We start from the raw sequence: 9,278 nt of genomic DNA, 5'->3' as shown, positions 1-9,278 counted from the left end.
CGTGGCGCGTACGGGCGCCGGGCGGCGACTTTCGGGCGAGTGGCCGAAAGTTCGTGGCGCGTAGGGCGTGCGACGGGACGCGACGGGGTGCCCCGCCTCAGCGGAGGTGGCGCTGGTCGCTGATGCGCTTGGCCTTGCCGAGCGAGCGCTCGAGGGCGTGCGGCGCGAGCACGTCGACGGCCACCGTCACGCCGACGCGGTCCTTGACGCGGTTGGCGAGGGCACGCGCCATACCCGTCCGCTCGGTCTCGGTCGACGACGCCGACGCCGCCTCGACCTGGACGGTGAGCTCGTCCATCCGTCCCGGCCGGGTGAGCACGCACAGGTAGTGCGGGGTCAGGCCCTCCACCGCGAGCAGCTGCTCCTCGATCTGGGACGGGAACACGTTCACGCCGCGCACGATCATCATGTCGTCGGTGCGGCCGGTGACCTTCGCCATCCGGCGGAACTGCGGGTGGGCGGTGCCGGGCATGAGGGTCGTGAGGTCGCGGGTCCGGTAGCGCACCACCGGCATGGCCTGCTTGGTCAGCGAGGTGAAGACCAGCTCACCCTCCTCGCCGTCGGGCAGCACCTCGCCGGTGACGGGGTCGACGACCTCGGGGTAGAAGTGGTCCTCCCAGATGTGGAGCCCGTCCTGGGTCTCCCCCGACTCCTGCGAGACCCCCGGGCCCATCACCTCGGACAGTCCGTAGATGTCGACGGCCCGCAGGTTGCTGCGCCGCTCGACCTCCTCACGCATCTGCTGCGTCCAGGGCTCGGCGCCGAAGATGCCGATCTCCAGCGAGGTGTCCTTGGGGTCGATCCCCTGGGCCTCCATCTCGTCGAGGATCGCCAGGAAGTAGGACGGCGTCACCATGATCACGCGGGGCCCGAAGTCGCGGATCAGCTGCACCTGGCGTTCGGTCATGCCGCCGCTCACCGGGACCACGGTGCAGCCCAGTCGCTCGGCGCCGTAGTGCGCGCCGATGCCGCCGGTGAACAACCCGTAGCCGTAGGCGATGTGCACGATGTCGCCGGGGCGGCCGCCGGCCGACTCGATGGACCTCGCCATCACCTCGGCCCAGGTGTCTATGTCCTGGCGCGTGTAGCCGACCACGGTCGGGCGCCCGGTCGTGCCGCTGGACGCGTGGATGCGGGACACCTGCTCGCGGGGCACCGCGAACATGCCGAAGGGGTAGTTGTCGCGCAGGTCCGCCTTGGCCGTGAACGGGAACCGCGCGAGGTCGGCCAGCTCGCGCAGGTCGTCGGGGTGCACGCCCGCGGCGTCGAACGCGGCGCGGTAGTGGGGCACGTTGGCGTATGCGTGCCCCAGGCTCCAGCGCATCCGGTCCAGCTGCAGGGCGCGCAGCTCCTCCACCGACGAGACGACGTTGTCCATGGCGGTCAATCTACGACCTGACGATCCTGAGAGTTCCCCGTGAAAGCCCGCTCTCGTGTCCCAAGCGGTGTTCGCTGGGCCGGATCGGACGTACGCTCGCGAAGGTGGACCGGGTGCCTGCACCGTCGGCCGTCGGCACCCCTGCGGGGCAGGAGGACGACGCGACCCCGCACGCCGGGGGGCGCCGCATCGCGAGGCGGCCACTCGTGGTCGCCGTCGCGCTCCTCCTCGTCGGGTTGGCCCTCGTCGCCACGGCCCTGCTCCGCGGTCCCGACACCCCGGCGCTGACCCAGGCGGACGTCGACCGCAGCGTGCAGAAGGGGATCGCCGCCGCGCAGGAGCAGGCGCGCAAGGCCCTGACCGACGCCACCACCGCGTACCGTGCCGCGCTCCCCTCCCTCGTGACCATCCGGACGACGGGCGTGGGAGCCGCCCACGACGAGAACGGCACCGGTGCGGGGGTGGTGGTCAGCGCCGATGGCGCCGTCCTCACCGCCCTGCACGTCGTCGACGGCGCCGCCACCATCCGGGTGGTCTTCGCCGACGGCACCGAGGCGAGCGCCCGGGTGGCGAAGCAGGAGGCCTCCAGCGACACCGCCGTCCTCACCGCGTCGTCCCTGCCCCGGGTCGTCGTGCCTGCGGTGCTCGGGGGCGCGCCGCAGGTCGGCGACGAGGTGTTCCCACTGGGCCACCCCCTCGGGCTGACCCAGTCACTCAGCGGCGGCGTCGTCTCGGCCGTCGATCGCAGCATCCGGGTCGGGAGCGGACGGACGCTCGAGGGGCTCATCCAGTTCGACGCCGCCGTCAACCCGGGCAACTCAGGTGGGCCGCTGCTCAACCGCGACGGCCAGGTCGTCGGCATCGTCACCGGCCTCGCCAACCCCTCGGAGCAGAGCTTCTTCGTCGGCATCGGCTTCGCCGTCCCCATCGCCACCGCCGGCGGCGTCGCCGGAAGCCCGCCCCAGTGACCACCCCACCAGGAGAGCCCATGGACCCGCACCGTCCCCAGCCCGGCCGCCAGCAGCACCCGCTCGAGCTGGCGCTCTACGAGGTGAAGAAGACGATCGTCGGCCAGGACCTGCTCATCGAGCGGATGCTGGTGGCGCTGCTGGCCCGCGGCCACCTGCTCGTCGAAGGCGTGCCCGGCCTGGCGAAGACGATGGCGGTCCGGACCCTCGCCCAGGCGATCGGCGGGGAGTTCCAGCGGATCCAGTTCACCCCGGACCTCGTGCCGGCCGACGTCATCGGCACGCGCATCTACAACCAGAAGGAGGGCGAGTTCCAGGTCTCCCTCGGGCCGGTCTTCGCCAACCTGGTCCTCGCCGACGAGATCAACCGCGCCCCGGCCAAGGTGCAGAGCGCGCTGCTCGAGGTGATGCAGGAGCGCCAGGTGACCATCGGCCGCGAGACCTACCCTGCGCCGAACCCGTTCCTGGTCATGGCGACCCAGAACCCCATCGAGTCGGAGGGCACCTACGCGCTGCCCGAGGCGCAGGTCGACCGCTTCATGCTCAAGACCGTCATCGGCTACCCGACCCCGTCGGAGGAGTTCGTCGTCGTCGAACGCATGACCTCGGCCATGGACGCGACCCAGCGGGTGCTCGAGCCGGGGCAGCTGGTGGAGTACCAGCGCCGGGCCGACGCGGTCTACGTCGACCCCGCCGTCATCGAGTACGCGGTGCGGCTGGTGGGGGCGACCCGCGCGCCGGCCTCCGTCGGGCTGCCCGACCTCGCGCGGTACCTCACGTTCGGGGCGAGCCCGCGGGCCTCCATCAACCTCGTCCTCGCCGCCAAGGCGCTGGCGTTCCTGCGCGGCCGCGACTTCGCCCGACCGCAGGACGTGCGCGACCTCGCCCATGACGTCATGCGGCACCGTCTCGTCCTGTCCTACGAGGCGCTGGCCGAGGGCATCGGCGCCGACGACGTGCTCGAACCGGTGGTGGCAGCGGTCTCGATGCCCGACGTGCCGCTGCGCGAGCGGCGCCCGCAAGCGAGCGAGGCCACGTGGACCGCCGGCCCGCGCTGACCGCCACCCCCAGCCCTACGGGTACGGGTGCCCTCACCGCCGAGGCGCTGCTGCGGCGGCTGGAGTGGCGCGTCGTGCGACGGCTCGACGGGCGGCTCCAGGGCGACTACCGGACGCTGTTCCGCGGCACGGGCGTCGACTTCACCGACCTGCGCGAGTACACACCGGGCGACGACCTGCGCCACCTCGACTGGAACGTCACGGCACGGATGGACACCCCCTACGTGCGCGAGTACGTCGAGGACCGCGAGGTCACCTGCTGGCTGCTGCTGGACCGGTCGGCGTCGATGGGCTTCGGCCCGGTCGACCGGCAGAAGTCCCTCGTCGTGGCCGAGGTTGCCACCACACTCGCCCACGTGCTCTCGCGAGGCGGAAACCGCACTGGCGCAGTGCTTTTCGACGACGGGGTGGATGTCGTCCCGCCGGGACAGGGTCGCAACCACGTGCTCCGCATCGCCGAGTCCCTCCTGCGCCCACCGTCGACCGGCTCGGCCAGGACGACCACCGACCTGTCCGTCCTGCTCAAGGCCGGGCTGGGGCTGGCACGGCGCCGTTCGCTCGTCGTCGTCGTCTCCGACTTCATCTCCCAGCCCGGGTGGGAACGCCACCTCTCGCTGCTCGCGCGGCGCCACGACGTCGTCGCCATCCAGGTGGTCGACCCGCGGGAGTCCGAGCTCCCGGCTGTCGGGATGGTCTACGTCGAGGACGCCGAGACCGGCGAGCAGATCTTCGTCGACACCGACGACCCGGTGTTCCGCGAGCGGCTGCGCGAGGCCGCCGCCGAGCGCCAGCAGGCGCTGCTCGCCGCTGCCCAGCGGGCCGGTACGCAGGTCCACACCGTCGCCACGGACGAGGACCTCGTGCGCGCCCTGGCCCGGATCTCCCACCTGCGAAGGCAGCAGCGGCGATGAGCTTCGCGTGGCCGTGGATGCTCCTGGGCCTGCTGGCGGTGCCCGCGCTCGTGGCGGCATACCGCAGGCAGCAACGGATGCGGCAGCGCAGGCGGGTCGAGCTCGAGGCCCTCGGGCTGGTCCCCCTCGCCGGCCACGGGTCGGCGCCCGGCGGTCCGGGCCGTTCGCGCCTGCAGCACCTCGCGCCGGCGCTGGTCCTCGCCGCCCTCACGGTCCTGATCGTCTCCCTGGCCAGGCCGACCGCGACGGTCGCCGAACCCCGCCGCGAGGGCACGGTGATGCTCGCGTTCGACGTCTCGACCAGCATGGCGGCCACCGACATGGCGCCCACGAGGCTCGACGCGGCCAAGGCGGCCGCGCGGACGTTCGTCGCCAGGCAGCCGTCGTCGATCCGCATCGGCGTCGTGGCGTTCGGCGACAGCGCGGTGGTCTCCCAGCAGCCGACCGACGACCGCCTCCAGGTGCGTGCTGCCATCGACCGGCTCACACCCCAGGGGGGCACGGCGGTGGGCCGGGGCATCGTGTCCTCGCTCAGCGCCATCGCCGGCAAGCCCGTCGAGATCGGCGCCGAGCCGGGGGCCGGTGACGACGCAGACATCGGCTACTACTCCTCGGCCGCCATCGTCCTGCTCTCCGACGGTGAGAACACGACCGACCCGGACCCGCAGGAGGTCGCCGACCTCGCGTCCGCCGCCGGGGTGAAGGTCTACGCCATCGGCGTCGGCAGCACCCGGGGGACGGTCCTGGAGGTCGACGGGTTCCAGGTGTCGACGGCGCTCGACGAGGCGTCGCTGAAGCGGATCGCCGCGACCACCGGCGGCGCCTACTACGCGGCCGCCGACGCAGCGTCGCTCGCCAAGGTCTACGGCTCGATCGACCTCGCGTGGACGGCCCGGACCCGCGAGCGCGAGGTGACGTCGTGGTTCGCCGCGGCCGCTGCGGTGCTGCTCCTGCTCGGCGCAGCGGTCTCGGTGCTCCGCTCGGGGCGGGTGGTCTGAGTGTCCTTCGGCCTGCCCTACGTCCTTATGGCGCTCCTCGCGGTCCCGCTGCTCGTCGGCGTCTACTGGTGGCAGCTGCGGCGTCGTCGCCGGCAGGCCGTGGCGTTCTCCAGCATCGCCCTCATCCGCTCGGCCCTGCCCCGGCAGCGCACGTGGCGACGTCACGTGCCGATCGGGCTGGTGCTCGCGAGCCTGGCCCTGCTCGCGGTCGCCGGTTCCCGCCCGCAGGTCCGCGCCGAGGTGCCGGTGTCCAGCTCCGCCGTGATCCTCGCGGTCGACGTGTCGGGCTCGATGTGCGCCACCGACGTCACCCCCAACCGGCTCGCCGCCGCGCAGGACGCCGTGCGCACCTTCATCGACAAGCAGGACGACCGGACCCGTATCGGGCTCGTGGTCTTCTCGGGGTTCGCCCAGGTCGCGGTGGCGCCGACCACCGACCACACCGAGCTGCGCAAGGCCGTCGACGGCCTCACCACGGGGCGCGGCACGACCATCGGCGCGGCCATCCTGAAGTCCATCGACGCCATCGCCGAGATCAACCCCGACGTCGCCCCGGCCGACACCAGCGGCACCACGGGCACGGTCCCAGGCGCTCCAGGCGCTCCCGGCGACCCGTCGGGCCCCGCTCCGGGGAACCCGTCGCCGGGCACGCCGGCACCCAGGTCGGCACGCACCGCCCCCGAGATCGTGGTGCTGCTCACCGACGGCGCCAACACCCGCGGCGTGACGCCCCAGGAAGCCGCCGAGCAGGCCGCCGCGCGCGGGGTCCGCGTCTACCCCATCGGGTTCGGCACCACCGAGCCCACCCAGATGGTCTGCACCCGCGACCAGCTGGGCGGCGGCCTCTACGACGGGCCAGGGCAGGGGTTCAGCGGCATCGGCCCCGGCGGTCGCAACTTCCTCGTGGTCGACGAGGCGGCCCTGCGCGAGGTGGCGACGACGACCGGTGGCGAGTACTTCGCGGCGAGCGACGCGGGACAGCTCCAGGGCGTCCTGGCCGACCTGCCCAAGCACGTCGACACAGAGCTGCAGCAGGTCGACCTCAGTGTCGGGTTCGCGGCGGTGGCGGCACTGGTCCTGCTCGCCGGCCTCGCGCTCGGGGTGCGCTGGGCGCCGTACCCGAGCTGACCGGGTCAGCGGTGGTCGTCGTCGGCGGCGGCGCGGCCTTCGGCTGGGCGGCGCCTGCGTCAGCGGCGGCGCTGGCAGCGGCCGCACCAGTACAGGTTGCGACCGGCGACCTCGCGCGTGCGGATCCGGGAACCGCAGACGCGACACGGCTCGCCCTGCCGCTTGTAGACGTAGGACGTCCGCGCCTCCAGCGGGTCGACACGGCCCGCGGCGAGGTCGGCCCTGACCTGCTCCACCTGCTCGGCGACGGTGACGATCTTCCCAGTGGCGACTCCCAGGGGCAGCAGGTCGACGAGGTCGAGCCAGATGGCGTCCCAGCTGCTGCGGCGAAGCTCCTTCCCGGGGCGGAACGGGTCGATGCGCTGCCGGAACAGCACCTCGCAGCGGTAGACGTTGCCGACACCGGCGAGCACGGCCTGGTCCATGAGCAGCTCGGCCACCGACCGCCCGGACCTCGAGAGCTTGCGCCAGGCGAGGTCCGGGTCGGGTTCGGGCCGCAGGGGGTCGGGGCCCAGTCGTGCGGTGACCGACTCGACCTGCTCGGGGGTGATGACGGCGCACAGGTTGGGGCCGCGCAGGTCGGCGACGTGGGCGTCGTTGGCCAAGCGCAGCCGCACCTGGCCCACGACCGGCACCTCACCGGTGTAGGCGACCTGGTCGATGGTGAAGGTGCCGATCAGGCCGAGGTGCACGTGCAGCCACGTGTCGCCCTCGAACTCCGCGAACAGGTGCTTCCCCCACGAGGTCGCGTGCAGGAACGTGTGACCCGTCAGCAGGGCCGCTCCGGCCGCGAACCTGCCCTGGGGACTGCTGGCCTCGGGGCGGGTCCCGCGGAAGGCCGCGTCGAGGTCGCGGGCGAGGCGGTAGAGCGTGTGGCCTTCGGGCATGGGCCCCATCATGCGGCAGGCCGATGAGTTCTGCCGGGCGCACCGGTCTACCGGTGCGAGGTGCAAAACCCCGTCGCCACTGTCGGTGCCGTGGTGGACACTGTGCCGCACCAGAGCAGAGGGAGTGACCGATGATCCGTGCACGGGGGCTCGTGCAGACCTTCCAGGCGCGCGAGGGCAGGAAGAAGACCGAGGTCCGGGCCGTGGACGGCGTCGACCTCGACGTGGCCGAGGGCGAGGTGGTCGGGTTCCTCGGGCCCAACGGCGCAGGCAAGACGACCACGCTGCGCATGCTCACCACCCTGCTGCGGCCCACCGCGGGCGAGGCGACGGTGGCGGGGTACGACGTGGTGCGCGAGCCGGAGCAGGTGCGCCGCAGCATCGGCTACGTCTCGCAGGCGGGCGGCGCGTTCAGCAGCGCCAGGGCCGGGGACGAGGTCGTCGACCACGGCATGCTCTACGGCATGAAGGGCGCCGAGGCGACGGCTCGCGGGAAGGAGCTGTTCTCCCAGCTCGACCTCGAGGGCCTGTGGACCCGGATGCCCAAGAACATGTCCGGTGGCCAGCGCCGTCGCCTCGACATCGTGATGGGCCTGATCCACGAGCCGTCGCTGGTCTTCCTCGACGAGCCGACCACGGGACTCGACCCCCAGGCCAGGGCCAACCTGTGGGAGCACATCGCCGACCTGCGCCGTCGCCGCGGCGCCACGGTGTTCCTCACGACCCACTACCTCGACGAGGCCGACGCGCTCAGCGACCGGATCCTCATCATCGACCACGGCAGGATCGTCGCGGCCGACACCTCGGACAACCTCAAGGCCCAGGTGGCCGGAGACCTCGTCGACCTCGAGGTCTCCGACGCCGAGCTCGTCTCGGCGGCCGCCCAGCGCCTCGACGCCATCGCCGAGTCGCCGCGGCACGGGCTCCAGGGGGTGGAGATCGACGGCAACCACGTCCGTGGCCGGGTCCAGCGAGCAGGCAAGGCGGTGCCCGGGCTGCTGCGCGACCTGCACGACGCCGACATCTCGCTCGAGTCGATCGAGGTCCACCGCCCGACCCTCGACGACGTGTTCCTCACGCTCACCGGCCGCTCGCTGCGCGACGCCGCCGAGACCGACCCTGCCGGTGCGACCGGCTCGACCTCCGAGAAGAGGAGCTGACCGATGCGTTTCCTGCGCGAGTGCTTCATCGTCTTCCGCCGCCAGCTGCGGATGAACCTGCGCAACCCTGCCTGGGTCATCATCGGCATGCTGCAGCCGGTCCTCTACCTGCTGCTGTTCGGCCCGCTGCTCAAGCCGCTCATCACCCAGTTCGGCGCGACGAACGCCTACACGTTCTTCGTGCCGGGCATGCTCGTCCAGCTCGGCATGTTCGGCGCCTTCTTCGCCGGGTTCAGCCTCATCGGGGAGTGGCGCGAGGGGGTCATCGAGGCCGAGCGGGTCACCCCTGCCAGCCGCACGGCGCTGCTCGTCGGCCGCCTCGTGCGTGACGTCCTGCAGCTGTTCGTGCAGGCGCTCATCCTCGTCGGGCTCGGCTACCTCATGGGGATGCGCGGCTCGGCTGCCGGCATCGTCTTCGGCGTCCTGCTCACGCTGCTCGTCGGCGGGGCCTGCGCGGCTGCCTCCAACGCCCTCGCGCTCACGACCAAGTCCGAGGACGTCATGGCCCCGGTCATCAACATGGTGATGATGCCCGTGCTGCTGCTCTCCGGGATCCTGCTGCCCATGACCATCGGCCCCAAGTGGCTGCTCAACGTCTCGGACTGGATGCCGTTCCGGTGGGTCGTGGACGCGGTGCGTACGGCGTTCTCCGGCGACTTCGCCACCTCGCCCATGGTGTGGGGCTCGGTGTGGGCCGGCGTGCTGTTCGTCCTCGCCGTGGCCTGGGGCACGGCGACGTTCCGCAAGGAGAACGCCTAGCTGTACTGACCTGACAGGTTGGTCAAGCGGG

The 9,278-nt window shown here is 72.3% G+C and carries 9 protein-coding genes; 7 read left to right on the top strand and 2 right to left on the bottom strand.

Annotation, left to right across the window (positions count from 1 at the left end; translation table 11 throughout):
* Window positions 1-97: 97 nt before the first annotated feature.
* A complete protein-coding gene (gene paaK, locus ASG70_RS01425) occupies window positions 98-1,378 on the bottom strand; it encodes a phenylacetate--CoA ligase PaaK (RefSeq protein WP_056882087.1) in 1,281 nt (426 codons plus the stop codon).
* Window positions 1,379-1,491: 113 nt separating this feature from the next.
* On the opposite strand from paaK, the gene ASG70_RS01420 reads away from it, so the two are divergent.
* The 5 genes from ASG70_RS01420 to ASG70_RS01400 are packed head-to-tail and all read left to right on the top strand — an operon-like array spanning window position 1,492 to window position 6,441.
* Window positions 1,492-2,346: a S1C family serine protease gene (locus tag ASG70_RS01420; protein WP_235531295.1), complete on the top strand. Its 855-nt coding sequence runs from the start codon at window positions 1,492-1,494 to the stop codon at window positions 2,344-2,346.
* A gap of 20 nt (window positions 2,347-2,366) precedes the next feature.
* A complete protein-coding gene (locus ASG70_RS01415; protein ID WP_056882086.1) occupies window positions 2,367-3,404 on the top strand; it encodes a MoxR family ATPase in 1,038 nt (345 codons plus the stop codon).
* Window positions 3,383-4,315: a DUF58 domain-containing protein gene (locus ASG70_RS01410; protein WP_235531294.1), complete on the top strand. Its 933-nt coding sequence runs from the start codon at window positions 3,383-3,385 to the stop codon at window positions 4,313-4,315. The genes ASG70_RS01415 and ASG70_RS01410 overlap by 22 nt, the downstream gene beginning before the upstream one ends.
* The gene (locus ASG70_RS01405; protein WP_056882085.1) at window positions 4,312-5,313 is read left to right on the top strand and encodes a VWA domain-containing protein; all 1,002 of its coding nucleotides are present in this window, start codon (window positions 4,312-4,314) and stop codon (window positions 5,311-5,313) included. Before ASG70_RS01410 ends, ASG70_RS01405 begins: the two co-directional genes overlap by 4 nt.
* Window positions 5,314-6,441 (top strand): VWA domain-containing protein, encoded by a 1,128-nt coding sequence (locus ASG70_RS01400; protein WP_056882084.1) that lies wholly within the window; start codon window positions 5,314-5,316, stop codon window positions 6,439-6,441.
* A gap of 59 nt (window positions 6,442-6,500) precedes the next feature.
* On the opposite strand, the gene ASG70_RS01395 is transcribed toward ASG70_RS01400, so the two are convergent.
* Window positions 6,501-7,328 carry an Fpg/Nei family DNA glycosylase gene (locus tag ASG70_RS01395; RefSeq protein ID WP_056882083.1) on the bottom strand — a complete coding sequence of 276 codons (828 nt, stop codon included), beginning with the start codon at window positions 7,326-7,328 and terminating at the stop codon, window positions 6,501-6,503.
* Window positions 7,329-7,459: 131 nt separating this feature from the next.
* Between ASG70_RS01395 and ASG70_RS01390 the strand changes: the two genes are divergently transcribed.
* On the top strand, window positions 7,460-8,488 hold the full coding sequence (locus ASG70_RS01390) for an ATP-binding cassette domain-containing protein (RefSeq protein WP_056882082.1): 1,029 nt from the start codon (window positions 7,460-7,462) through the stop codon (window positions 8,486-8,488).
* Window positions 8,489-8,491: 3 nt separating this feature from the next.
* On the top strand, window positions 8,492-9,247 hold the full coding sequence (locus ASG70_RS01385) for an ABC transporter permease (protein WP_056882081.1): 756 nt from the start codon (window positions 8,492-8,494) through the stop codon (window positions 9,245-9,247).
* Window positions 9,248-9,278: the final 31 nt, after the last annotated feature.

It is taken from the genome of Phycicoccus sp. Soil748, from assembly GCF_001428025.1.
GTDB lineage: Bacteria > Actinomycetota > Actinomycetes > Actinomycetales > Dermatophilaceae > Pedococcus.
The sequence above is the reverse complement of the archived record's forward strand: the minus strand, read 5'-3'. Positions and strand labels throughout refer to the sequence as shown.

Bases quoted from the DNA above. Each gene is read 5' to 3' on its own strand.
- paaK (WP_056882087.1), bottom strand. From the start codon at position 1,378: ATGGACAACGTCGTCTCGTCGGTGGAGGAGCTGCGCGCCCTGCAGCTG.
- ASG70_RS01415 (WP_056882086.1), top strand. From the start codon at position 2,367: ATGGACCCGCACCGTCCCCAGCCCGGCCGCCAGCAGCACCCGCTCGAG.
- ASG70_RS01405 (WP_056882085.1), top strand. From the start codon at position 4,312: ATGAGCTTCGCGTGGCCGTGGATGCTCCTGGGCCTGCTGGCGGTGCCC.
- ASG70_RS01395 (WP_056882083.1), bottom strand. From the start codon at position 7,328: ATGCCCGAAGGCCACACGCTCTACCGCCTCGCCCGCGACCTCGACGCG.
- ASG70_RS01390 (WP_056882082.1), top strand. From the start codon at position 7,460: ATGATCCGTGCACGGGGGCTCGTGCAGACCTTCCAGGCGCGCGAGGGC.
- ASG70_RS01385 (WP_056882081.1), top strand. From the start codon at position 8,492: ATGCGTTTCCTGCGCGAGTGCTTCATCGTCTTCCGCCGCCAGCTGCGG.